The sequence below is a fragment of the Niastella sp. genome, from assembly GCF_045805085.1.
Classification (GTDB): Bacteria; Bacteroidota; Bacteroidia; order Chitinophagales; family Chitinophagaceae; genus Niastella.
Window position 1 is genome coordinate 51,895 of sequence record NZ_JBJMLX010000387.1, and the last position, 26,244, is coordinate 78,138.

A 26,244-nucleotide genomic window follows, 5' to 3' on the forward strand; every position below is an offset into this window, starting at 1 on the left:
GAACAAGTTCTTTGACAATTCTATGAACCACCGGAGTATACTTATTAGTTTCCTTTTCCCCTGATCAACATCATAGCCAAACCAAATACAAGGAAACAAGAGCCTGTATAAATATTTAAATTGCTGCTATGATCATCCAACAGCACATTCAACAACAGGATCACCGATACAACGGAAAAGAACAGGCCTATGACAAATTGCAGATCGTTTAATTTTTTTAACATGGCAACAATGTTTTGTTAGAAGAAAATAAAGTTCAGCAGTAGTGTGATGACCAGCAGTAATATACCCAATGGCACCACCCGCAAATACCATTTTTGCTGGTGGTATTTGGGCTTTTCTGTTAAAGAATACACCAACCCTTTTAATTGTTCATCGGGTTTGGGTTTGGTAACCAGGCTTACCAGGATGGTTGTAAAGAAATTGAAGGTCCAGGAAACGCCGGCAACAATAAATGCCTGTCCCATGCCGCTTTTGATGGGATACAACGGCGCTATCCAACCGCCTTTTCCTTCGGCAACCGTAACACCATGTGTAATAGCGGCGGCAATAGTACCGGCAACCAATCCCGAGAAAGCGCCATGCCCGGTAGTCCGTTTCCAGAACATGCCTAATAAGAAAGTGGCAAACAACGGACCATTCACAAACCCGAATACCAGTTGCAGAAAATCGTTGATGTTATTAAAGCTCTTGGCAATATAAGCAGTGACAATGGAAATAAGAATGCCAACCACTGTAACACATTTTCCTACCAGCAGGTAATGCCGGTCGCTTTTATTCTTTACAAAATACGATTGATAAATATCGAAAGTGAATACCGAGTTAAAAGCAGTTACATTACCAGCCATGCCGCTCATAAATGAAGCGATCAGGGCGGTGATACCCACACCCAAAATACCGGTGGGGTAGTAGTGCGCAATCAACGAAGGCAGGGTCATGGTATAATCCAGCTCCCCATTGGCAGCCGTGGGAATGCGATACCCTTTTGACTCCAGGGCGGGTTGCATTAACGTAATGGCAATAACACCAGGTAACACTACAATTAAAGGCATCATCATTTTGGGGATGGCGGCAATAATAGGCGTGCGTTGTGCATCACCCATATTCCTTGCAATCATGGCCCGTTGTACTACGAGGAAGTCGGTACACCAGTAACCAAATGACATTACAAAACCCAATCCAAAGATCAGCGACATAAAATGCAAACCCATTGGGTTATCATTGGCGTTACCCATGTATTTCCAGGCATGGGTCATTTCAGGTTGTAACAGGTGTTTTATGTTATCCCAGCCACCTGCATCCTGTAACGCGATTATAACCAGTGGGGATAAACCCAGCACTATTAAGAAGAACTGTAACACTTCATTATAAACAGCGCTGGTGAGTCCGCCAAGGAAAGTATAGATCATTACAATGCCGGCCGATACCCAAATGGAAATATCGAAATCCCAATGCAGGATGGATTCCATTAATTTGGCCAGTGCGTATAAAGAGATCCCCGACGAAAAAACCGTCATAACCGCAAAAGAGATGGCGTTCAATCCTCTTGTTTTTTCATCGAAGCGAAGGGAAAGATATTCAGGCACGCTACGGGCGCGGCTTCCATAATAAAAGGGCATCATAAAAACACCCAGGAAAACCATGGCGAAAATGGCACCCACCCAATAGAAGTGTACGGTCATAATGCCGTATTTGGCGCCGGAAGCAACCATACCGATCACTTCCTGTGCACCCAGGTTGGCGGAGATAAAAGCAAGACTGGTGATCCAAAGGGGGATGCTACGGTTGCTGGTAAGGAAGTCGTTACTTGATTTTATTTTCTTTTTAATAAGGAATCCAACACCTATAACAAAGATGAAATAGACCAATATAATCAGGTAGTCGGCAAAATGTAGGCTCATGCGCAATCGTTAACTGTGTGATAGTTAGTTTCTTTGCACAATATATTTCTTTCATTTCATTATTATGATCCCAATCATGGTTTAGCGAAAATATTTACGAATACGATTGCGAGGGCTTTTTGCCCTTTGCCTATAAAGTGGACTCCCGTTCAATCAGTACACTGGGAATAACAACCTTTTCCTTACGAAGATCAAAGCTACTCTTTTCTATTCCCTTGAAAAGCAGCGTGGCAGCGGCTTTGCCGATCTCAAAAGCGGGTTGAGTAATAGTAGTGAGGGGGGGATTCAAAATAGGTGCTGTATCCAATGTGGCAAATGCAATCACTTTAATATCATGGGGAATGCGGATGTTCAACTCATGACAGGCGAGATAAACCGGGGTAACGATCTTCTCCACAGAAGCGATCAGTCCATCGGGGCGATGTTCACTTTGCAGTATTGATTTTATTTGTTTGTACATGCTATCATTATCAGTGCAGTAAACGATCTGCTGGTCAGTTTCGGGAATGCCGGCCTTATTCAGGGCAGCTTTAAAACCTTCCATTCTGTTCAGAAGAAGCGGCAGGCTTTCTGAAATGGAAACGAAAGCAGGTTTATGGCAACCTTTCTGCAGTAAAAGATTGGCAGCCATGAAACCACAGTCAAAATCGTTGGTAGTTACCCGGGCCGTTTCAATGCCTTCCTGTTCACGATCGAAAAAAACAACGGGGATATTATTGCCCTGCAATCTATTTATATGGTCGGCCGAATTTGTTTCGCTGGAAATTGAGATCAATACCCCATCCACACGGCCGCTCGCGCAATCTTCGAGAATGGTTTTCTCATTCGCGAATTTTTCGTGCGATAAATATATAAGTACGTGATAGCCTTTGGTTTCAGCTACCGATTGAATCCCATTAATGGCAAGGGAGAAAAAATTATCGGCCACTTCAGGCAGCACTACCGCAATGGTTTTGCTTTTCTTCCGGCGCAAGCTGCTGGCGTAAGGATTGGGTACGTAATTTAACCGCGTAGCCAGCTCCAGTACTTTCTTTTTTGTTTCATCACTGATCTCATAACTATCGCGCAAGGCCTTTGAAATAGTGGAAACCGATAGCTGCAACTGGTCTGCTAAAACCTTTATGTTTACTTTGCTCATTGAAGAATTATCGCCTTAATTGTTTGTTTTACAGACTGTTTTACCATGCAAAATGCTGCAATGGCTCGCAACCGTTTTCGTAAATAAAGTTAAATGAACGCTAACAATCTTTAGCAAAAAAGTTGAACTTAGTTCCGGAAACTAACACAAGTCATAAAATATTTCTAAAACGATTGCTATGGCGACTTCTGGAAAATTCTCCGAAAAAGAAATCAATCCGCTAGGTAGTTTGGACGAATGGGAAGATGATGTACTGCAACGTTATCCGGACCCTGATACGATAGTTAAAGACAAATCAAAAGAAGAATACCGTAATTACGACGATCCCGCCCGGGATACCGTTAAGGAATTTTACCGGTTAAACCATACACATCAAACGTATTCATTTGTACAGGAAAAAAGGAAGGAATTCTTACAGTTCAACCGTAAGGAAATGAGTGTTTGGGATGCGTTTAATTTCCTGAACCAGCTGGTTGATGATTCTGACCCTGATACGGATCTGGATCAGTTCCAACACCTGTTACAGGCATCGGAAGCCATTCGCGCTGACGGTCATCCTGATTGGATGGTGCTTACCGGTTTAATGCACGATATGGGCAAGGTGCTTTGCCTGTTTGGCGAACCGCAATGGGCTGTAGTGGGCGATACGTTCCCCGTTGGTTGCGCTTACTCCGATAAAGTTGTTTATCCTGAATTTTTCAAGAACAATACCGATTATACTGATCCCGTTTTTAGCACTAAACTGGGTGTATATACGCAAAATTGCGGTTTACGCAGTGTGAACATGTCATGGGGGCATGATGAGTATGTATACCAGATGTTAAAGGATTATTTACCCGAGCCTGGCCTGTATATGTTACGCTATCACTCATTTTATGCCTGGCACCGGGAAGGCGCTTATGATCACCTGTTAGATGACCATGACCGCGAAATGCTGAAATGGGTTAAGTTGTTCAATCCATATGATTTGTATTCAAAAAATCCTACACCACCAGACTGGAAGCAACTACGGCCTTATTATGAAGATTTGATAGCTAAATACCTACCATCTACCATCAGGTTTTAACATTACTTCACGGAACCTTTATCCATTCCTTGTTTTATCAGCAATGATCAAATAAGCTGGCCCTTCGTGCAGCTTACTGATCAGCGCGCATGTATCAATATGTAAACACAATATTCAGGTAAGTTGTGTTTTTTTATCACTATGTAGATAAATGTACCAAGTACATTTAAATGACAGTTTATGAAACTGAATGGAAGATTATTCACTTAACCTAAAACTTTTGTTATGAGATTGCTTTGTCAGTCGCTCCCGAAAGGTGCGGGCATTCACCTGTTGCTGCTGCTTTTGTTATCGCCACTGTATATGCTGGCGCAATCCCAAATTTCCGGAACTGTAAGAGATTCCTCGGGCCATCCTATGGCAGGTATCTCGGTATCTGTGAGGGGAAAGAATATGGTAACCAGTACAAAATCGAATGGCTCCTTCGCCATCCCCGCACAAAAAGGGGATGTACTGGTATTTAGTGGTGTATCTCTCGACGAACAGGAAGTTACCCTGTCAGGTACAGAACCTGTTAATGTAACCATGCACAGTGCTGCATCGATGTTGACCGATATCGTGGTAGTTGGTTATGGTAAATCATCACGCAAGTCATTGACCAGCGCTATTACCACTATTAAACCGGAAGAAATGAATAAAGGCTCCATTGCCGATGTAGGACAGTTACTGCAAGGCAAGGTGCCCGGGTTGAATATTACTGCCAGCGGCGACCCTAACCGGCCAGCTGCCGTAGTGTTGCGTGGCGCTTCTACTATTAATAGTCCTGGCGGACCTTTCTATGTGATCGATGGTGTGCCTGGCGTTGATATTTCGCTGATTGCCCCGGCCGACATCGCCTCCATTGATGTGCTGAAAGATGCGGCGGCTACCGCTATTTATGGTAACCGCGCTTCTAATGGCGTTATCATTGTTACAACCAGAAGAGGTAAAAAGGGACAGGCCCAGGTATCATACGACGGCTTTGTTGCCCTTGAAAAAGTATCCCGCAGGCTCGATGTGATGGATGCCGGTCAACTCAGGGATTTCCTGTCAAAGAACAACGTGGCATTTACGCCTGCGGATGACAAAGGCGCCAATACCGACTGGCAAAAAGAAACCCAACGCAGTTCAGCGGTGTCACAAAGCCACAATATTTACCTCGGTGGTGGTGGCGATCATGGGTCTTACAGCGCCAGCCTGAACTATTTCAACAAGCCGGGTATCTTAATGAACAGTAACCTGCAACGCATTATTGCACGCCTGTCTATTGAGCAGTATCTGATTAACGATAAATTGAAATTAGGGCTGAATGTTACCAATTCAAGTAACACGGCCGATGATATTCCTTACCGCAATACCGTGCTGTTGCAATCAGCTACCTATTTGCCAGTATCGCCGGTAAAGAATGCTGATGGCTCATACTTCGAAAACTTTAAAAACTCAGGTTATTACAATCCGGTGGCCATGATGAACCATAGCCAGCAGAGCAACAAGTACAATAACCTGATGGCTCAAATGACCGCGCAGGCAAAACTGCCCTTCGGCCTTACGTACGACCTGAACGTGGATTATCTCAACAACTCAAACGTATACGGTTCTTACCTCGACAAATATTTCACCAAGAACTATAATGGTATGTACGATAATCCTGATCCCACTACCTATGGTCATGGACTACAGGCATTTGGTACAAACGGACAGGCTAACCGGCAGGCTTACAAAAATACCAGCAAGATCCTGGAAACATACTTTACCTGGGATAAGACCTTTGGAAGTTCTAATGTGAATGCCGTTTTAGGTTACTCCTGGCAGGAAAACGAGTCAGGCGATGGTTTCCAGGTAACAACGTATAATTTCCCTGTAGACAATATCGGTTACCAAAACCTGGCCTTAAGCAATCCGTATGCTTTTACAACCCGCATTGGTTTGGGAGCAGATGGTATTTATCAAAAAACACGCCTGGTCTCGGATTTTGCCCGGTTAAAATATACGCTCAACGACCGGTATATTTTACAGGCATCGGTTAGAAGAGATGGTAGCTCAGTGTTTGGCGTAAACAAGCAGTGGGGTTATTTCCCTGCCGTGGCTGTTGCCTGGCGCATCAGCGAGGAAGATTTCATGAAATCGCAGAACCTGGTTAGCGATCTGAAATTGCGGGCAAGCTATGGCGTTACCGGTAATGCCTTCGGTTTTAACGCTTATACCGCACAGTTCCTGATGGGTAGCCAGGGCACCTGGTATTACAATGGAGGCCAGGCCGCAGCCTATGGCCCGTTGAACGCCTATAACCCCGATCTGCAATGGGAAGAAGTGGCTACTACCAATTTAGGAGTTGATTTCACGCTGCTGAAAGGTAAACTGGGTGGTTCAATTGATGTGTATAAGAAAAAGACGACCGACATGATCTTCCCTTATAAAGTTGATCCGCTGCTCGTGCCTAATGGCGTTATCACTGCCAATGGCGGAAGCATGGAAAATAAAGGGATCGAACTGGCGCTTACTGCAAACATTGTATCGAACAGTAAATTCACGTGGACAAGTAACCTGAACCTGGCCCACAATGATAACAAGATCACCCAGTTGAAGAATCCGTTATTCGCTGGCGGCGACTCTACAGCAGTAGGTTTCCCTGAAGGCGCCGGTCAGTCGGGCAACTCACTGGAATTATTAAAAGAAGGACATCCGCTGGGACAATTTTATTCCCTGCAGTTTATGGGCAAGGACGCTAATGGCGTATCGCAATTTTTATCAGGGGATGGGAAAACACCCACTACCAGCCCTTTGCGCGGAACCGATTACCATTACCTCGGAAATGCGCAGCCTAAACTGTTGCTGGGTTGGACGAATACATTCAGATATGAAGATTGGGATTTAAGGGTTGCGATCCGTGGTGTATTCGGTAACAAGATCTTCAATGCCACCCGTGCCGATCTGTTCCGCCCAAACACTGCGCAATACACGAATATCCTGGTTGATGCGGCCAATGAATCAACTGCCGACTATAATGCTTATAAGTATTCTTCCCGCTTTATTGAAAGTGGCAGCTATGTGCGCTTCGATAATGCTACGCTGGGGTATAACTTCAAGCACATAAGTAACTATATCAAATCACTCAGATTATATGCAACAGCAAACAATCTTTTCGTAATTACAAAATTCAAAGGTATAGATCCTGAAGTGAACCAGGGCGGTATGGCCCCCGGTATAGATTACAATAACTTCTATCCAAAAACGCGTACGTTCTTATTTGGAGCATCCGTAAACTTCTAATTTAACCAGCAAAATTGCGAATTATGAAAAATAGATTGATATATATAGCTGCTTCTCTGATGGCTGCTGGCGCAATGATCTCATGTCATAAAATAACCGTAAAGGCAACCTCAGAATTAACGCCCGATATATTTCCGCAGGATTCATCTTCTTTCATCACTGCTACAGGCCCTGTGTATGTAGCACTAAGAGGTAATGTGGCTGCAGAATATTTCTTTCAGCAAACCTACAGTACCGATGAAGGCATTATGCCTGCCCGGGGCGGTAACTGGTACGATGGTGGCCAGAATTTGGAAATGCACTACCACACCTGGACAAAAGACAATGGTTATGTGAATGGTAACTGGACCTGGCTTAGTACCATCATTGGTACCGTGAACCAGCAGATCTCCATCCTCACCAGAACGCAACCGGCAGGAGCGGCAAGAGATCAGAGTTTTGCCGAGTTGAAAATGGTGCGCGCCCTTGCTTATTATTTTATGATGGACAACTGGGGTAATGTGCCCATCGATACTTTATATGGTGATTTTACCCCGCGCGATAAATCACCCCGGGCGGATGTATTCAATTTCATTGAGAGTGAAATAAAGGCAGCCATTCCTAATCTGAGCACTACAGTTAGTAAGGCTACGTATGGCCGGTTCACGCAATGGGGCGCGTATGCCCTGCTGGCCAAAATGTACCTGAATGCAGAATATTATACCGGTACCAAGAGATATGACGATTGTATTGCAGCCTGTGATAAAATTGTCGGTTCCAGTAAATTCAGCATTGCGCCCATGGCCAATTATTTGAAGGCGTTCTATCCATCAAATGGTCCGGATGCGGCGGGCAGTAAGGAAGAATTTATTTTCGCCATTCCATACGACCCAACATTCTCTAACACCTTCCCTTTCCGCAGCGCCAACTACCATGCCCGGTATGATGTGCCGCGTTCAATGGGGAGCGTATCTAAAGGAGCAGGCTATAATTACTTTAATATTCCCTATACGCCGGGTGGCCCCGCCAGCACCCTGCCTGAGTTCTATGCTAACTTTAACGATGCCGGCGATATTCGCAACAAACAGTGGCTGGTTGGCAAACAAACATTGCCCGATGGCGTAACGCCGCTTACGATCACCACTACTAAAGCCGGGTATGATGCCATTGCTTTTAAAGGAGACACAACTCCTTATACATATCAGTTGGAGCTGACCCCGAATATCGTGCTGCGCCAAAGCTCCACTTCATTCGATTGCGGTAACGACGAAGTGGCTTGGAACATGGGATACCGTAACATCAAGTTCTATCCTGATGCTACTTCAGCTACCAGGGACCAGAACAATGACATTCCCATTTTCCGGTATTCAGATATTGTGTTGATGAAGGCAGAAGCCATATTGCGTGGCGGCACCGCTACGCTGGGACAAACCGCTTTGTCGCTGGCTAATGATCTGCGGGCAAACCGCACTACATCACCAGCCTGGGTAACTATTACGCTGGATAGCATTTATAATGAACGCAGCCGCGAATTTGCCTGGGAAGCCTGGCACCGGAATGATATGATCAGGTTCGGAAAGTACGAAGGCAAATGGGGTTTCAAAACCAACGCAGATGCGTATCGCAGAGTTTTCCCGATACCAACCAATGCGCTTGCAGTTAATCCCAAGCTTACACAAAACACAGGTTATTAAAAAAAATAGTTTTAGGAAAGGCGATGACAGAGTGCCGGGCCCTGTCTATAGGGGTCCGGCTATTTTAAAAGAAACCGTTTTTAAAATCCAATAGATCAAGATCAAATTCTTTTTCATAATTATGTAGCAGTAATTATTACCTCCGGGCTTTCTAGCCTGGAGTTTCTTTTTAAGGCAGAGGGCAGAAGGCAGAGGGCCAAAGAAAAATACTGTAGCAGTTTACAAGATGCAGGTTATTTAGTTTTTGAGTTATTAAGTTCGTAAGTTCGGGGTTGCCGGTTGCCAGTTCCCGGAGTCTACATTCGTGGCTCGCTCTTATGTTCACAGCCTCTTTAAGAACTCAAGAACCTAATAACTTACGAACCTGCCACTTTGAAAACCTAAGCCAAAACTTTAAACGGTATGCTCCCAACTAAAAAACTAACGAACTAAAAAACTAACAAACTTAATAACTTTAGCACTTTAAACGTTGAACTTAAAACTAACCATACTATTCCTGGCCTGTTTGCCCGTAACTATTCATAGCCAGGATGTAACCCGATATGTACAACCTCTCTCCGGAACAGCCTCTTCAACCACAACCGCTGCCCAAAAACACAGCGAAGCGGGTTCAGAAAAAAACGCCAATACCATCCCTGCAGTAGGTTTGCCATTCGGCATGACGCAATGGACGCCACAAACCCGGGCTACAGAAACCAAATGCATTCCCCCTTATTTTTATAAAGACAGTCTCATAAACGGTTTTCGGGGCACCCACTGGATCAGCGGCTCCTGTATGCAGGACTATGGCAGTGTAACCATAATGCCCATTACCGGGCAATTAAAAACAAAAGATTTTGCCACACCATTTTCGCATGACAAAGAAATTTCCGCGCCCGATTATTATAAAGTAGAATTACCAACCTATGACTGCATCACCGAAATGACGGCCACTGCCCGTTGCGGCATGATGCAGTTCACCCTGCAACACGATGATAGTTTATACCTGCTGGTTATACCCAACAGCGACCGGGGCGAAAGTGTGGTGCATATTGATGCGGCAAAAGGCGAAGTGTGGGGTTATAACCCGGCCCACCGTATTTACCAGGGCTGGGGTAACAAAACAGGGTTTAGTGGATATTTCTTTATACAATTTGAAAAAGCACCCGTACGTACCGGCGCCTTTCAGGAAGAAAACATGATGGCGATCGACAGTATCCACGATCAAAAGAACAGTGGGGTATTTGCCGGGTTCAAACTAAAAAAAGGCGAACAGCTCCGCATTCGCATTGGCACCTCTTTCAGCAGTGTGGCCGAAGCCAGAAAGAATTTACAGGCAGAAATCATCACCTGGAATTTTACCTCGGTTCAAACCAATGCAAAACAAGCCTGGCAGCGAGCCTTGTCACAAATACAGGTGCAGGGCGATAATGAAAAAAACAAACGAATCTTTTATACCGCCTTGTATCATGCCTTTCAGCATCCGCGGCTGTACAGCGATGTAAGCGGAACGTATCCTTCCTTTGCCGGTGGATCGCCCATTCGCAAGTTGGCCAATGGACAGTACTACGATGATTTTTCCATGTGGGACATCTACCGCGCCCAGTTACCCTTGTTACAGATCTTACAACCGGAAAGGATAGATCAATTGGTATCTTCCCTGATCTTAAAAGGCGAACAGGGGCGATGGTTGCCAATTTTCCCCTGCTGGAACAGCTATACTGCCGCGATGGTCGGCGATCATGCAACTGCCTTTATAGCATCGAGCTTCACAAAAGGCATTCGAAATTATGATGTGGCTGCAGCATACAAACTAATGCGGCAAAACGCATTTGATATACCCAATAACGAAGATTATACAAATGGAAAGGGCCGCCGTGCCCTGTCATCGTATCTGCAATACGGTTATATTCCCATGGAGGACAGCGTGCCTGAAGCCTTTCATAAAAAGGAACAGGTGAGTCGTACCCTGGAATACGCCTACGATGATTATGCCCTTTCAATGGTAGCCAAAGGACTGAATAAAACAGCCGATTATACGGCCCTGCATAAACGGGCGCTTAATTACCGCAATGTGTTTGATAGCAGGTCAGGGCTGGTGCGCGGCAAATACGCCGATGGGCATTGGTACGAACCCTTTAATGCCGACAAACGCGAACCCTATATTACAGAAGGAACGCCGCGCCAGTATACTTTTTATGTTCCGCAGGATGTGGCCGGGCTGGCCAGCCTGATGGGTGGCGACAAAGCACTGGAAAACGCACTGGACACTTTGTTTGCCAAAAACGAATACTGGCATGGCAATGAACCCGGACACCAGATCCCGTTTATGTATAACTTCACAACGGCACCCTGGAAAACGCAACAGGTAGTACGCCAAATTCTATATGAAGAATACAGCGATGGTCCCGGCGGATTAAGCGGTAACGACGATGCCGGTCAAATGAGCGCCTGGTATATATTCGCCGCTATTGGACTCTATCCCGTTGATCCCGTTTCGGGTGAGCATATTGTTTGTTCACCCCTCTTTGATAAAATAATCCTGCAATTACCAGGAAATAAAAAACTGCAGATCGTCTGTCACAAACAAACAGCAGGCGATAGCTATATTCAACAAGTAAAATTGAACGGCACACCCTATAAAAAGAATTTTATCACCTATCCCAACATCATGAAAGGCGGAGTGCTGGATATTTATTTACAGGCAAAACCAGGAAATTGGGGCAGTAGTCTTAATGCCCGGCCAGCTTCTATGTTTTAGTTTGTTAGTTTGAATACCCTGGAGCGCAGCGATTAAAGTTGTTGCTTCGGTGTTTTCCATCAACTCAATCAACTTCCTACATAATCTACTTAACATTCTTCTAACTCGTTAACATGTCAACTTGTTAACTCGTCAACTGGTCAACTCGTCAACTGGTCAACTCGTCAACTCGTCAACTGGTCAACTGGTCAACTCCCCATGTTAACATTAATTTAGCTCAATTTCCTCCAAATGTCCCTATTTTCGCTACCATAACTCAATACCATACTTCTATGCGTTCCTTTTTATGCTTGTGCCTGCTGGTTGCATTTGCAGGCGCCCAGGCCCAGGATGAATCCTTACCCGATCTTCGAAACAAAAGAGAAAGCTTTACAAAATATCCCAAAGGCGAGATCCGGGACGACCTGGCCACCTTTACCATAGGCGGTATCGACGAACGCCTGGGTAAAGAACCCTTACAGAAATTACCCGCCACCGACTACAACATGCATTCAATAACCTTTGAAGGCGACAAACAGAAAGTGGTTATCACCAGCGGTACTTTTGAGGCTTCCAAACACAAGTTATTCTATTATTACGATAAGAAATACCTGGTAAAAATAGATGGTAAGCCTTACTATGGCGACTATGGTTCTATTCCAACCACTACCATTTCTTCGGTTATTGTTATCCTTAATAATAAAGATACCGTTGCCATACCACCTGTTGCCTATGCAGATCTGTATCATCCCGAATTCACCTATTCAGAAGGCGGCACCATTAAAACCCATAATGCGGTGTACCTTTCGAAAGACAAACACCGGATGTACATTTATATGGTGAACAACGAAGCCATCGGTAAATACGAGGTAACCTGGATTTTGCAGGATAATAAATATGTAGGACGTGTTGTTGATTCCGGCATTATGCGATAAAACAGCTTTTTTGCTGGTGTGATTATGTGAATTTACGGCGGTTGACCATACCGGCTGTTGCGATATTTTAATAGGTATAAACAACACATTGTCAGGTTGGAAGGGTAGTAAAATTCCCCCTGAAAAAATAATTTTCTACCCGGAACAATTTACGAACCACGAACACCGTTAGTATATCGGTTTTTCATAGGATATTGGATTTTTAACGGGCCTGGATTTCTATCCGGGCCTTCTTCTTTTTTTAACAGTTCCCTTCCACTAAAAATGTAGAAATTTAGCAACAATACGATCCTTCCTGATGTAAATCTCCCGGCCCCGAACCAGTAAAACACAATCCGTACAGGTAGCATGGTTTTTTAGTGTAAATAACAAAGCTGCAAGCATGAATTGGATCGATTTTCTGCTACTATTAATAGTAGCCTATGGCATGTGGGATGGTTGGCAAAAAGGATTTATCCTGGAACTATTGTATCTGATGGGGCTCCTCATAAGTATTGCGGCTACCTTTTTATTATATCCTTACCCTACTATTTTTATCAACAAGTATATTCCCTCACTTGGCGCCTGGGCATTGCCCCTTGCTTTTATAGTTACTTATGTATTAATGCGGGTTTTTACAAATGCGCTCACCAATAGAACATTGCATAAGGTCCCCGTTGATGCACATGGGCGTTGGGATAATAAATTCTTCGGTATACTACCCGGTTTTGTAAATGGCGTTACCCATGCAGTGATCGGAGCAGCCCTGTTGCTGGCGCTGCCCATCAGTAATAGTATTTCCAACACAACCCGACAAAGCCGCTTTGTGGTTATGTTGTCGGTACCGGCCGAGTTGATAGAAACAAAATTATCGCTGGTATTTACAGAGGTAGAAAGAACGATGAACCGGTTAACAGTAAAGCCCGGTTCCAATGAAACAGTCATTCTTCCCTTTAAAGTGATGGCGCCCCCCTCGCGGTCCGATCTGGAAACCCTGATGTTGAGTTGGGTTAATGCCGAGCGCATAAAAGCAGGCTTGAATACCCTTAAACTTGATCCGGAATTAACCCAGGTTGGCCGCAAACATTCGATAGATATGTTTCAGCGGGGTTATTTCTCCCACGTGTCGCCTAATGGAGAAGGACCCTTTGACCGCATGAAAGACGATGGCGTACAATTCACCAATGCCGGAGAGAACATTGCGCTGGCGCCCACGTTGGATATTGCACATAATGGATTGATGCATTCGCCGGGGCACCGCGCTAATATCCTTCGACCTGAGTTTGGCCGTTTAGGTATTGGAATAGTAGATGGCGGTAAATATGGGCTCATGATCTCGCAGGAGTTCAGGAATTAGTTAATAGTTCACAGTTTTAGGTTTAAAATTGTAAGTGTAAGGTTCAAGAACTGAAACTTTGAACTTTCCACCTTGAACTATAAACTATCTTCTGCCAAAAAGCTTACTAATAATCCAGAATATCAATCCTATCACAAGCACCACTAAGAATATTCCCCACCACATGCCGGCTTTAAAAATGCCTTCAACAGCGGCGCAACCTGAGTAAAACAGGGTCATCAGCAGCAAACATAATCCGTAATATTTCTTAATCATAACACGAGATTTCCTTTATTATCTAAAACTACGTGCCTTGTTGTAATCTACTGGTTGTCATATGGTTTGAAGGGGTGTTTGTGGAGTTATTTGCTCAATATGCTAACGAATGGAAGCTAAATGACTAAAACTGAAAGCAGCAAGTGTTAGCACAAAGTGAGGTTGCGAAGAAAGCTTTTGCCTTTAGCCTTTGAGCTTTAAGCTTTAAATTTGCGCATGCAAAAACCGGTTATTGTAATAAAGCTTGGCACGGCGGTCATAACCAATGAGGAAGGCGTAATCAGTCATACTATTATTAAAAAGGTGGCGTCAGAAATTGCGGAGCTGTTTCATACCCATCGGGTGGTGTTGGTATCGAGTGGGGCAGTGGGCAGCGGAAAAGTATATATACAGCATTACAAAGGCAGTATTACTGAACGCAAGGCGGCGGCGGCCGTGGGAAACCCTTTGCTGATCCAATTATACCAGAAACATTTTTCGAAGTTTGATATTCCCGTGGCTCAGGCGCTGTGCGAACGACACCATTTCAGCAACCGGTTTCAGTTTGTGCAGTTAAAAGAAACCTTTGAAGCCTTTTGGCAGAACGGCATATTGCCCATTGTTAATGAAAACGACCTGGTGAGCAATGTGGAGCTGAAGTTCAGTGACAACGACGAACTCGCCACCCTTATTGCCGTGGGTTTTGATGCAGAGACCCTGGTGATCTGTACCTCGGTGGGTGGTTTTATGGATGATACCAAAAGCATCATTCGCCGGGTAGAAAAGATCGACAGTAAAGTGCTGGGCTATGTGCAAACCGGTAAAAGCAGTCTTGGTTTGGGTGGCATGACCTCCAAACTCACTTTTACCCGCCTGGCTACATCCCTGGGCATACAGGTAATTATCTGCGGCTTGAACGGGTCAGCACCCTTTGCCGATGCGCTTGCCGGTAAAAACGGTACTACCTTTGTATCGCAGGAATCGAATTTAAAAGCCCGGCAAAAATGGCTGGCCAGCGGTTCCATTACCCTTGGTACGCTGTTGGTTGACAAAGGCGCGGTTAAAGCTTTGCAACAACGCCGGAGTTTGTTAACGGTAGGCATTACCAATGTGCAGGGAAAATTTGCAGCGGGGGAAGTAGTGCAAATAAAAGATGAAGAAGAAAGCATCATTGGCGTTGCCAAGGTAAAACTGGACGCCAGCGCCATCCGCGATGGCATTTCACAAAAAAATGTACTGGCAGCACATGCCGATGATATTGTAATATTTTAATTGAGACCTGATGAGCAGTAGTGTACAATCATTGATAATGAAGACCTGGAAAGCCGCTATCAACCTGCGGCAGGCGACCGATAAACAACTGAAAGCTGTTTTATTACAACTGGCCGATGAACTGGAGAAGAACAGCACATCCATCATCAAAGCCAATCAGCTCGATGTAGAAAAGCAGGACCCCAACAATCCCAGGACAGACAGGCTGTTATTGAACAAAGAACGCATCACTGGCATTGCCAACGCCATTCGTACAATAAGCAAACTACCTAACCCTGCCGGCAAAACGCTTGAAAAGCGCAAGCTGGATAATGGTTTGTTGCTGCATAAAATTGCGGTACCATTAGGAGTGGTAGGCGCTATTTATGAATCAAGACCCAATGTTACGTATGATATTGCGGCGCTTTGCCTCCGCAGCCAGAACGGTTGTGTGCTCAAAGGCAGTAGCGAAGCGGAGAATTCCAACCTGGCAGCCATCCGCCTGATAAAAAAAGTACTGAAGGCAAATGACATCGATCCCGATTGTGTGACCCTGCTGCCCTCAGAACGTGAAACCGTACAGGAATTATTTACGGCTACCAAATATGTAGATGTACTGATACCCCGTGGTTCCGAATCACTGATACAATTTGTAAGAAAGAACAGCCTGGTGCCGGTGATAGAAACAGGCGCAGGGGTATGTCATGTGTATGTAGAAAAAGAGGCATCTATTAAGAAAGCAGTAGACATTGTAGTGAATGCCAAAGTTTCGCGTCCATCGGTATGTAATGCCATGGATACGGTGATAGTTGATGAAGCAGTAGCAGCCGCCTTTCTGAAACAATTGCAGCCAAAGTTCAATGAGCACCAGGTAGAAATATTTGCCGATGCCAAATCGCATAAATTATTAAAAGGTTATCCGCATTTACAAAAGGCCACACCCGGGGATTTTGACCGGGAGTTTCAGAGCCTGAAATGTGCGGTAAAGGTGGTCAGGAATATCGATGAAGCGCTGGACCACATCCGCGAACATTCTACCAAACACAGCGAAGCTATTGTAAGCAATAATAAAAAGAATTGCGCCCGCTTTTTACAGGAAGTGGATGCGGCCGCTGTATACACCAATGCCAGTACCCGGTTTACCGATGGGGAAGAAATGGGTCTCGGCGCCGAGATCGGCATCTCCACCCAAAAACTCCACGCCCGCGGGCCTTTTGCATTAGAGAAATTAGTTACTGAGAAGTGGTTGTTGCAAGGCAATGGGCAAGTTAGGTAGCCAAACTTTGAACTATCTATCTCCTTTCCTATGTCCGGGCGCATAGTTCCTGGCAGATTGTTCCCCGTGCAATTTCTTTTCCTGCCCTGGCGGAAGCCGGTGATGTTTCTTTCCATGATGGTGCCTGTCATGGTCATCGTCATCATCATCGTGTTCGTGCTCATGATGGCGCCCTTCATGATCGTCATCATCATCCCCATGGTGATTAGGAGTTTGCGGTTGAGGGATGGTAGGCTGCGGAGTCTCCTGGGGGTTATTTTCCGTTGCTGTTTTGTGTTTACAGCTACTTCCAATCAGTACAAGCAAAGCCAGCACAAAAACTTTACAGTTCATTTCTTAGGGTATTGAATTTTAAGAAGGCAATTATAATATTAATTATTTTATGATACAACAGGCGGTTCCAGATTCACGATTCCCTCACATAGATAGTCTTTACCTATAAAGTAAACATTTTAGTACCCAGAAAAACACATTTTACTACCCTCATATTATATAGCAACAGGTACTTTAGCGGCCTGATACTATTTTAAAAGGGGCGCCTGATAACTCCCCGGTTGCTGACGATTGCCAGCCATAGCCTTTTCCTTTTCCAGGTTGTTCGGGAGTACCGGGCAACCTGGAGTTTTTATGGCCATCCAGGAAAATATACGATCTTATTGACCTGAAAACCCCGTATTTCCCGAAAATCACTTTATGCCTTGCAATGCAGGCAGTTATCGCCAGATAATACCCGCCGGATACAATAAAATGTTAAAAGAACAGTTGTTAGTTTGGTGGTTCGACATAATTAAATAATGCTTGTTGCGTTTAAGCATAAGTACAGGTTAAAACCAGGGGCGATCTTGTAGGGCCGAATACTGACTAAACCCGGGAACTAAGTATTATTCTTACTTATATGTACTTAAATATTAGTAACACGCGTTATATATTTTACGCATTGAATAACTTAGAAAATGTGCAAAGCGACAGTCAATGCCCCGTGGCGTCCGGAACCAGCGAGTGTTCATCATTTTCAATTACATTAATCAATAACTGAGATGGCATATACCCCGTCTTCAACCCGTTATGATTCCATGACGTACAATCGTTGCGGCAACAGCGGTTTATTGTTGCCAGCTTTGTCGCTTGGGTTGTGGCATAATTTCGGGGGAGTAGACGATTTCAAAAAAGCACGCCATATTGTTCGGCATGCTTTTGACAAAGGCATCACCCATTTCGACCTGGCGAATAATTACGGGCCACCACCCGGTTCAGCCGAGGAGAATTTTGGTAGCATGTTGAAGAAAGACTTTTCAGGTTATCTGCGCGATGAGTTGATTATTTCATCAAAGGCGGGATACCTGATGTGGCCGGGACCTTACGGTAATTGGGGATCGAGAAAGTACCTGATGGCAAGCCTCGATCAGAGTTTGCAACGGATGCGGTTGAAGTATGTAGACATCTTTTATTCGCACCGGCCAGACCCCGATACGCCGCTGGAAGAAACAATGATGGCCCTGCATGATATAGTAAAAAGTGGCAAGGCCTTATATGCAGGGATCTCTAACTATCCGGCAGCAGAAGCAAAAAGAGCATTTGAGATGTTGAAACAGGCAGGTACGCCCTGTCTTATTCATCAGCCAAAATATTCGATGTTTGAAAGATGGGTAGAAGGCGGTTTGCTCGATGTGCTGGAAGAATATGGTGTAGGTTGTATTCCGTTTTCACCACTGGCGCAGGGCATGTTAACCGACAGGTATTTAAAAGGTATTCCTGAAGATTCAAGAGCATCAAAAGAACATGGTTTTTTAAAGGCCAATGAAATTACGCCCGAGAAGATCGAGAAGATAAAGAAGCTGAACGAGATAGCGAGACGCCGTAACCAGTCGCTGGCGCAAATGGCCCTTAGCTGGTTGCTGAAAGACAAACGGATAACAACCGTATTGATCGGCGTAAGCTCAACAGATCAACTGGATAATAACCTGGCCTGTCTTTCCAACAGGCAGTTCTCATCTGCAGAACTTAGTGAGATTGAATTGATATTGAAGGGATAAACGCAGGCATGAATGCAAAACATTTTGCTAAAACGGTAGGCAACATATAACAATAGTAAAAGGTTTTAGAACGCTTAGACAAAACAAAATTTAGTATTATATTGCACCGTTCGTAAAAGCTACCCCACCAACCTAACAACCGCATGGAATAACCGCTGAGGTATTCTTTTGCTGCTGGCTGGTTATATAAATGATCTGGTCAGTAGTTTTTACACGGGTCTGATATCTTATTTAGTAGCTACTTATCCAACACCTGAAATGAAAAAGACTATCCTGCATTTGTTGATCATGCATGGGATTTTAACCCAGGCGCTTGCACAGGGAAGTGCAACCTCCCAACACTTAGGGGCCGCGAATGACCATTCCACGCTGTGGGGGTCTTATTCAGCGAATGAGCGTGTTAATAATATTAAGACCAAGATCCCGCTGCCAGGTTTACTGGGTCAACAGGGGCTTGGAAATAATACTGCCAGCACCGCCGCCCATGTTAATGCATTCGAATCTTATATAGAACGGGTAACGATTGATGCCAAAGCCTCTGGTGATTTCACCATGCAGGTGTTTAGTAAAGGTATTCAAGCCAATGAAACCATCGAGATGCAGGTATTCGATCCTACCGGCAAAGCGTTGGGCGATCCTGCTAAGGTAACTGCTTCAGATAATGCTGAAATAAAAAAGCAGTTCTCCCTGATCAGAACATGGAACCCCGAGAACCCGCACATGTATCAGATTGTATTAACATTAAAGGACGCCTCTGGACAAGTAATTTACACTTTTTATAAAAAATTCGGTTTCAGATCAGTTGAATCAAAACCTGATGGTATATATGTAAATGGTACGAAGGTTATCTTTAAAGGAATGAACTGTCGCAGTGCCAACCTGGGCAACTACAGAACATCTGAAGAAGCTTACCTGGCCGACATCAATATCATGAAGGATCTGAACATGAACGCTGTCCGGTTATCATACTATCCTGTTGACCCCTTGTACTTCGACCTGTGCGATTCTCTTGGTTTGTTTGTAATCAGTGAATTGCCTGGTTCTGATAAGAAAATGGTGAAAGATATCGTATACAGCGGTCTGAACCACCCCTCAGTGATCTGTTGGTCAACCGGCCCGGAATTGGCCGCTAACAAAGAACTGGATAAGGAATTTGATACTTATGACGTACAAAACCGGTATGTTATACATCCGGTAAATAAAGATAAAAAGAGCTCTGACTTCAATACAGTCGCTAACTCTATCTTATATGGTACAGAAGCATTCACTCCTGTAGAGATCGGTAACGGTATCTTCAATGGCGGTCGTGCTGCCGGGTTAGATGAGTTCTGGACTGAAATGAGCAAATCGAATAAATTCTCTGGTAGCTTCCTGGCCACTTACCGCGACGACAACGGTATAGAATCAGCCAGCGGCTTCGATCCCAAATCAAAAGATAAATGGGCAAGCTATTATGCTATCAAGGAGATCTGGTCACCACTGGCTTTCAACATCAGTCAGCTCCCCACTACCTGGAATGGTGTTATCAATATTGAGAACAAATTCCTGTATACCAACCTGAGCAGATTGAAGTTCAACTGGAAGCTGGTATTGTTCCCCAAGGCAACCCAAAAAACACTGGAACCGCTGGTGGTTGAACAAGGTACGCTGCCATCACCTTATACCGGTCCTGGCGAAAAAGCTGATCTGAAATTCACCTTCCAGAACCAGTTCACTGTATGTGATGCCCTGATGCTGACTGTGCTCGATTCACGCGATAAAGAAGTATACACCTATACTTTCCAGATCCGCAAACCTGTGGATGTGGTAGCAACCAGCCCTGAAGTAGCTTCCATCTCTACCATCATGCGTACAGAAGAAGCCGACTTCCTGTCACTGGTGTGCGACGGTATCAACTATATCTTCGATAAAAAGACTGGTAACCTTACCAAAGTATATGTAGGTAAACGTGACCTTTCTTTTACCGGTCCTTTCCTGGCAGGTATCCACAGTGGTTATGCCATGGCCGACTTCAAACACCTGGTAAAGGATAATACCCACATCGTGGAGGTTTCATATAAAGGCGAGAGTTCTTTATGGGTTAAATGGACGTTCCATACCGGTGAATTGCCTAAAATGGAATACTCATACTCCATGAAGCCCGCTGGCGAATATGTAGGTATCACCTTCAAATATCCTGAAGAGAAGATAACAGGTGTGAAGTGGATGGGCCGTGGTCCTTTCCAGGTTTGGAAAAACCGTCAGAAAGGACAACAATTAGGTGTGTGGGAAAAAACGAACAAACCTAATACCAATGCCGAATTCAAAGGATGGCATGCCGATGTATACTGGGTACAGTACCAGACAAACATGGGTAACTTCACAGTCTATACCGATCAACCGAACATGTACCTCCAATTGTTCAGCCCATTGAAACAGGGCGCGCTGTTGAACGAGTTTGCCTCAGTTCCATTCCCGGATAATGGTAACATCGGGTTTATGCACCAGATCAGTGGTTTGAGCACCAAACCTGCTGATCCTGTAGCCAACAAGAGCCTGAAAAGCGCTAATGACCAGTTGGGCGGTTCGCTCTATTTCGATTTCAGATGGTAATGTAGCACTACTAAAGAATATACCCCAAGAGTGGCCCTGATAGCATCGGGGCCATTTTTATTTTGCCTGGAATAGTACCTTTATAGCATGGAATACGTACAATTGGGAAAATCAGACATGCGCATCAGCCGCATTGCTTTTGGTTGTATGTCACTGGGTGATGAGGATACTGCCAATGAAAAAATATTACACCAGGCACTTGACCTCGGTATTAACTTCTTCGATACGGCCGATCTGTATGCAAAGGGAATGAATGAGCTGTCGGTAGGCAAAGCGCTTAAACACCACCGGGATAAGGTATACATCGCTACCAAGGTGGGCAATCAATGGCGGGCCGATGGCAGCGGGTGGGACTGGAACCCGCGTAAAGGGTATATTCTGACCCAGGTAGAAAAGAGTTTGCAACGGTTGAATATTGATTATATCGATCTGTACCAGTTGCATGGCGGCACTATCGATGACCCCATAGATAATACCATTGAAGCATTTGAGCTGCTGCAACAACAGGGCAAGATCAGGTATTATGGCATTTCATCCATTCGCCCCAATGTTATCAGGGAATATATAAAACGCTCGAACATCGTAAGCGTAATGATGCAATACAGTTTGCTGGATCGCCGCCCTGAGGAAGCCTGTTTATCATTGTTACAGGAAAACAATATTGGTGTACTGGCCCGTGGCGCCGTGGCGCAGGGATTACTGATAAATAAACCACCGAAAGCATATCTGAATTATTCGCCGCAGGAAGTTGAAAAGGCCGCTGCTGCCGTGCAGGCCCTGTCGAACAACCAGCGCAATACTGCTCAAACGGCCCTTAGGTTTGTATTACATCACCCGGCTATTACCACTGCCGTAGCAGGTATAAGAACTATACAACAATTGGAAGAAGCTGTAGGGGTGTTTAAAACGCCTTTGCTAACCGAAAACGATCTTTCTACCTTACAACAAGCTGTTGTGGCTAATAAATACGAACAGCATAGATAGTTTAAAGTTAAAAGTTTAAGGTTGAAAGTTTAAGATTTTTAAGTCAGCGTATGTGGCTCGCAGTGGCAGGTTTGTAGGTTATTAAGTTATTAGGTTCATATATGAAAAGAGCCCAGGCAGTTTAAAACCGCTGGGCTCTCTTTATATTGTATTCCTTGTTAACTCGTCAACTGGTCAACTCGTCAACTATTACCTAATCAACGTAATATCCCCCGTCTTCCGCAACTTATTCCCATCAAAAAACTCCACATCCAGCGTGTACGCATACACATCCATCGGTTGCACTTGACCATTATACGTGCCATCCCAGGCGGCACGGCGGTCACGCGTCTCAAACACCAGCTTGCCCCAACGGTTGTAGATCCTCCAGGTCATTTTAGCAATGCCAAAACCGGTAACGGAAATAAAGCCATTACGGCCAAAGCGACCGGGTGTAAAGGCATTGGGCACATCCAGCAGGGGATCGATCAATGCGTCCACCTGTTTACAGGTCGTATCCGTACACCCGCTTTCAGATGTTGCAATCAGGCAGGCCTCAAAGGTGCCGGTAGCATTATACTGATGGCTTACGGTATCGGCCGAATTTTTAGTAACGGTCTCATCGTCCCCAAATTCCCATTTGTATTGAACGGCGCCTGACGACAGGTTGGTAAAGATGATAGGTTTGTTCACCGATGGTGGCACCGGTGCAAAAGAGAAATCGGCTACAGGTTTGGGATATACCTTTATATCGAGATAGGTAGAATCTTCTTTGTTACAGGTACTGGTATCAACAACCTTCAGCGTTATATGATAGGTGCCCACATTCTGATATACATGCACCGGGTTTACCTCGTTTGATTGAGTGCCATCGCCAAAATCCCAATAGAAATCCGTACCGGCCAGCGATGTGTTATTGAATATGGCGGTATAAGGTGCACAACCATACGTAGGTGTTTCAAATTTGGCTTTTACCAGCGGCGATACGCGCAACTCCTTCACAAGCGAATCAGGCGCATTACAATACGCCGTATCGGTTAAAATAAGTCTTGTTTGATAGGTACCGGCTGAGCCAAAGGAGTGTTGTATAATGGAATCGCCGGGCGTTATACGCGTACCATCGCCAAAATCCCAGGTAAAGCTGCTCGGCTTAAAAGGTTTCCTGGGCGGAAAGGTGGACGTGTTCACAAACTCATAGAGCAGCGATTGGCAGGGCGGCAACTTTCTGGCGGTAAAATTAATATCGGCCGGGTCATCGCGTACATGAATAGTAAGGAAGGCCGTATCGCTGATGTTACAGCTTGAAGAGTCTATTGCGATGAGGCTTATTCGGTAAACGCCCACATTTTCAAATTTGTGGGTGATATTATAATCCGCAGTTGTTTGGTCGGGTGTACCGTCGCTAAAACTCCAGATGTATTGCCGGGCATCCCGGATGGTATCTTTAAAGGTGACGGTGAAAGGCACACAGCCTACTGTATCGAATACTCCTTTGAAATAGGCTTTGGGACCGGAAGCCACACCGGAAAAGTTCAGCAGGATCTTCAGCGCACCCAGGTTGCAACCACCCGTTCCTGCGCCGTTCTTTGGCGCCCATACGCCACTGGTAGTAACATAGGGTTTGGTAATGGGCAGATCGGGCATGCTGCCATAACAGTTGGCGCAAATGGCCTGATAAATGGCGCCTTGTTTATCAAAACGGCTGGTGCCGCCATCAACGTGTTCCCCCAAACCGCCATCCTGTCCAAAAAAGGAACCATAGAGCAATGACTGCGCATCTCTTTTCAGTACTATGAAATAGAAGTCACGGTTGTCAGTAGTGTTTTTCAGTGCATCCGGAGTAATAGGCATGCCTCTGGTGCCGGCCAGATCATACGGATCGGCCTGGCTGGAAGCAGGCAAATACCAGCCGCCCCAGCCTGATACATATACGTTCTCACAGCGGTCAACCAGGAAGGCCACCGGTGAAATGTTTGGCTTTCCGCCCGAACCAAACGTAGTGGAATAGGCTATATTGGTAAGATCATTACTTAATTTTACAATGAACTGTTTGGCGCCGGCATTACTATAGGCGGCGTTTATCACCGGCCAGTCGCCACGGGTAACACCCAGTACATAGGGATAGTTATTTCTGTCGAATTGAATGCCATAGAGAATATCCGATTGGGGGGTACCCAGGTAAACACTTTTCTTCTGCGTGGTGCCATCGTTTGAAATAATGGTCACAAACCCATCGATATATCCCGCATTCTTACCACTTAAAACTGTGGAGCTTGCTGCACCGGAGGCGCCGGGAAAATCTGTGCTTTCAGTTCCACCCGCTACATAAATATCATTGTTAACCGGATTCAATGCCAGTACAAAAGCGGCGTCATTGGCCGAGCCACCTAAATAAGAGCTCCATATAATGTTATTACAGGTGGGATCTATTTTCATCACCACGCCATCCTGGGCGCCCTTTCTGGTTTTTTGAAAAGCATTGGGGGTGATGTAAAAATCGCTTGATTGTGATTGTCCGGCCACGTAGATATAACCAGCATCATCGATGATCACTTCACTGTGCGAATCGTCGCCATAGTTCCTGAGCAGCGAGTTTATTTTATGGCCGCCTGTCAGCATCTGGTCTTCAATATTCACCCCATCATTACCACTGCCGCCAATGCGCATGGAGCCAATTAACCCCGAACCGGTGGCATTCAACTTGGTCACGAACATTTTGCAACCCGTAGCACCCGTGGGACCAATTAAGGGACCGGGAAAATCGGTGGAATAGGTTCTGCCCATAACCACCAGCTCACCCTGTGCATCGCAAAACAAACTATGAGGAAATTCATCGTTGGTGCCACCGAGATAAGTAGCGTATACGCGATTGGCGCCATTGGCGCTGAATTTAAAAATGCCGATATCGATCCCGCGTTTGCCACCACGCGTCCAGTTGGTTTTATAAGCGCCCGGGGAAGTTGGAAAACCAGGATTAAATGAAATGCTGCCTGAGAAAAAAGACCCATCAGGACCGGGGGTAGCTGTAAAGCCCCATTCATCGGAAGTGCTGCCGGTAAAAGAAGAAAAGATGATGGTAGGGTCAATCACCAACGTGCTGGCCTTATCATAAGAATTTGTTTTAAAGCGTACTGTTTTTCCATCGATCTTATAGGCGCAGGGTGTTTCCTGTTTGCCCCGCACTTTATCAAACAGGTAGGAGTAAGGGTACAGTTCTTTTACTTCACCCAGACTTGTTTTAATAACCAGTTCGCTTTTTTTGATAGACAGTTTATCAGCCCCGTCGTATTGCATGGCAATGTTGTTCACATCGCCACCGGGGTTTACGATGATATCATATTTTAACCGGCCGCTTTCTGAGTAATAGCGGACGTCAATATTGGGATAAACATTTTTATAGATCACCGCCTGGCAGCTTCTTACATTGGTGCGCCATTTGGTGGGGTCGTTGCCAATAAGATAATTACTGTAACCGGGTAATATTTTATCAGGAACAATTTCAGGATTGGCTGCTCCGCCAATGAATTGCACTTTGTATGCATGGGAGCGTACGGTAAGGGGCGCCTCAGCAGGGTTCGTTTGCTGGCGGGCATTGCTGGTTGGCGAGGGCGGTGCTTCGTGACCATGCAGCTGCTCCAGGTCGGCTACATTGTGTTGCACCACCGTAAAGCCATTTTTTTGCAAGTAGAAATTACCCGCAGGCAACAAGCCTTTAAAGGTGATCTCTTTTTCCCACTGTCCGTTATTTTCAACAAATTCAAAAGTAGCAGTTGATTGCGCGGCCACTCGTATAACGCCGGTAATAAGCAACGCTATAACCATCAGACTATTCCTAACCAAAATTTGTGTTTTCAAGGTATTAATAAGAGGAAGGTTGG

At 45.1% G+C, this 26,244-nt stretch carries 17 protein-coding genes; 11 read left to right on the forward strand and 6 right to left on the reverse strand.

Annotated features, from left to right (window positions below; genetic code table 11):
- Window positions 1-44: 44 nt before the first annotated feature.
- The 3 genes from ACJ751_RS19895 to ACJ751_RS19905 form a co-directional block, all read right to left on the reverse strand.
- Window positions 45-224 carry a hypothetical protein gene (locus tag ACJ751_RS19895; RefSeq protein ID WP_407747271.1) on the reverse strand — a complete coding sequence of 60 codons (180 nt, stop codon included), beginning with the start codon at window positions 222-224 and terminating at the stop codon, window positions 45-47.
- A 15-nt stretch (window positions 225-239) separates the two neighbouring features.
- Entirely contained in the window at window positions 240-1,901 is a 1,662-nt protein-coding gene (locus ACJ751_RS19900) for a sodium:solute symporter family protein (protein WP_407747272.1), read from the reverse strand.
- A 130-nt stretch (window positions 1,902-2,031) separates the two neighbouring features.
- Window positions 2,032-3,039 (reverse strand): LacI family DNA-binding transcriptional regulator, encoded by a 1,008-nt coding sequence (locus tag ACJ751_RS19905; RefSeq protein WP_407747273.1) that lies wholly within the window; start codon window positions 3,037-3,039, stop codon window positions 2,032-2,034.
- A 178-nt stretch (window positions 3,040-3,217) separates the two neighbouring features.
- Between ACJ751_RS19905 and ACJ751_RS19910 the strand changes: the two genes are divergently transcribed.
- From ACJ751_RS19910 to ACJ751_RS19935, 6 genes are all read left to right on the forward strand, one after another.
- Window positions 3,218-4,105, forward strand: coding sequence for an inositol oxygenase family protein (locus tag ACJ751_RS19910; protein ID WP_407747274.1), 888 nt, complete (start codon window positions 3,218-3,220; stop codon window positions 4,103-4,105).
- A gap of 225 nt (window positions 4,106-4,330) precedes the next feature.
- Window positions 4,331-7,354: a SusC/RagA family TonB-linked outer membrane protein gene (locus ACJ751_RS19915; RefSeq protein ID WP_407747275.1), complete on the forward strand. Its 3,024-nt coding sequence runs from the start codon at window positions 4,331-4,333 to the stop codon at window positions 7,352-7,354.
- A gap of 23 nt (window positions 7,355-7,377) precedes the next feature.
- On the forward strand, window positions 7,378-9,027 hold the full coding sequence (locus ACJ751_RS19920; protein ID WP_407747276.1) for a RagB/SusD family nutrient uptake outer membrane protein: 1,650 nt from the start codon (window positions 7,378-7,380) through the stop codon (window positions 9,025-9,027).
- A gap of 469 nt (window positions 9,028-9,496) precedes the next feature.
- The gene (locus ACJ751_RS19925; protein ID WP_407747277.1) at window positions 9,497-11,767 is read left to right on the forward strand and encodes a GH92 family glycosyl hydrolase; all 2,271 of its coding nucleotides are present in this window, start codon (window positions 9,497-9,499) and stop codon (window positions 11,765-11,767) included.
- 272 nt (window positions 11,768-12,039) lie between these two features.
- Window positions 12,040-12,681, forward strand: coding sequence for a hypothetical protein (locus ACJ751_RS19930; protein WP_407747278.1), 642 nt, complete (start codon window positions 12,040-12,042; stop codon window positions 12,679-12,681).
- Between the two features lie 382 nt (window positions 12,682-13,063).
- The gene (locus tag ACJ751_RS19935) at window positions 13,064-14,017 is read left to right on the forward strand and encodes a CvpA family protein (protein WP_407747279.1); all 954 of its coding nucleotides are present in this window, start codon (window positions 13,064-13,066) and stop codon (window positions 14,015-14,017) included.
- Between the two features lie 84 nt (window positions 14,018-14,101).
- On the opposite strand, the gene ACJ751_RS19940 is transcribed toward ACJ751_RS19935, so the two are convergent.
- A complete protein-coding gene (locus ACJ751_RS19940; RefSeq protein WP_407747280.1) occupies window positions 14,102-14,272 on the reverse strand; it encodes a hypothetical protein in 171 nt (56 codons plus the stop codon).
- 216 nt (window positions 14,273-14,488) lie between these two features.
- Here ACJ751_RS19940 and proB point away from each other — a divergent pair, with 216 nt between their 5' ends.
- Window positions 14,489-15,523, forward strand: a complete 1,035-nt coding sequence (gene proB / locus ACJ751_RS19945) for a glutamate 5-kinase (protein WP_407747281.1) — start codon at window positions 14,489-14,491, stop codon at window positions 15,521-15,523.
- Window positions 15,524-15,533: 10 nt separating this feature from the next.
- Window positions 15,534-16,778 carry a glutamate-5-semialdehyde dehydrogenase gene (locus ACJ751_RS19950; RefSeq protein WP_407747282.1) on the forward strand — a complete coding sequence of 415 codons (1,245 nt, stop codon included), beginning with the start codon at window positions 15,534-15,536 and terminating at the stop codon, window positions 16,776-16,778.
- 12 nt (window positions 16,779-16,790) lie between these two features.
- On the opposite strand, the gene ACJ751_RS19955 is transcribed toward ACJ751_RS19950, so the two are convergent.
- Window positions 16,791-17,111 carry a hypothetical protein gene (locus ACJ751_RS19955; protein WP_407747283.1) on the reverse strand — a complete coding sequence of 107 codons (321 nt, stop codon included), beginning with the start codon at window positions 17,109-17,111 and terminating at the stop codon, window positions 16,791-16,793.
- Between the two features lie 704 nt (window positions 17,112-17,815).
- Between ACJ751_RS19955 and mgrA the strand changes: the two genes are divergently transcribed.
- The 3 genes from mgrA (at window position 17,816) to ACJ751_RS19970 (ending at window position 22,387) form a co-directional block, all read left to right on the forward strand.
- Entirely contained in the window at window positions 17,816-18,811 is a 996-nt protein-coding gene (gene mgrA / locus ACJ751_RS19960) for an L-glyceraldehyde 3-phosphate reductase (protein ID WP_407747284.1), read from the forward strand.
- Between the two features lie 258 nt (window positions 18,812-19,069).
- Window positions 19,070-21,403 (forward strand): glycoside hydrolase family 2 TIM barrel-domain containing protein, encoded by a 2,334-nt coding sequence (locus ACJ751_RS19965; RefSeq protein ID WP_407747285.1) that lies wholly within the window; start codon window positions 19,070-19,072, stop codon window positions 21,401-21,403.
- 87 nt (window positions 21,404-21,490) lie between these two features.
- Window positions 21,491-22,387: an aldo/keto reductase gene (locus ACJ751_RS19970; RefSeq protein ID WP_407747286.1), complete on the forward strand. Its 897-nt coding sequence runs from the start codon at window positions 21,491-21,493 to the stop codon at window positions 22,385-22,387.
- A 189-nt stretch (window positions 22,388-22,576) separates the two neighbouring features.
- Here ACJ751_RS19970 and ACJ751_RS19975 read toward each other — a convergent pair whose 3' ends face one another.
- Entirely contained in the window at window positions 22,577-26,206 is a 3,630-nt protein-coding gene (locus ACJ751_RS19975) for a PKD domain-containing protein (protein ID WP_407747287.1), read from the reverse strand.
- Window positions 26,207-26,244 lie beyond the last annotated feature (38 nt).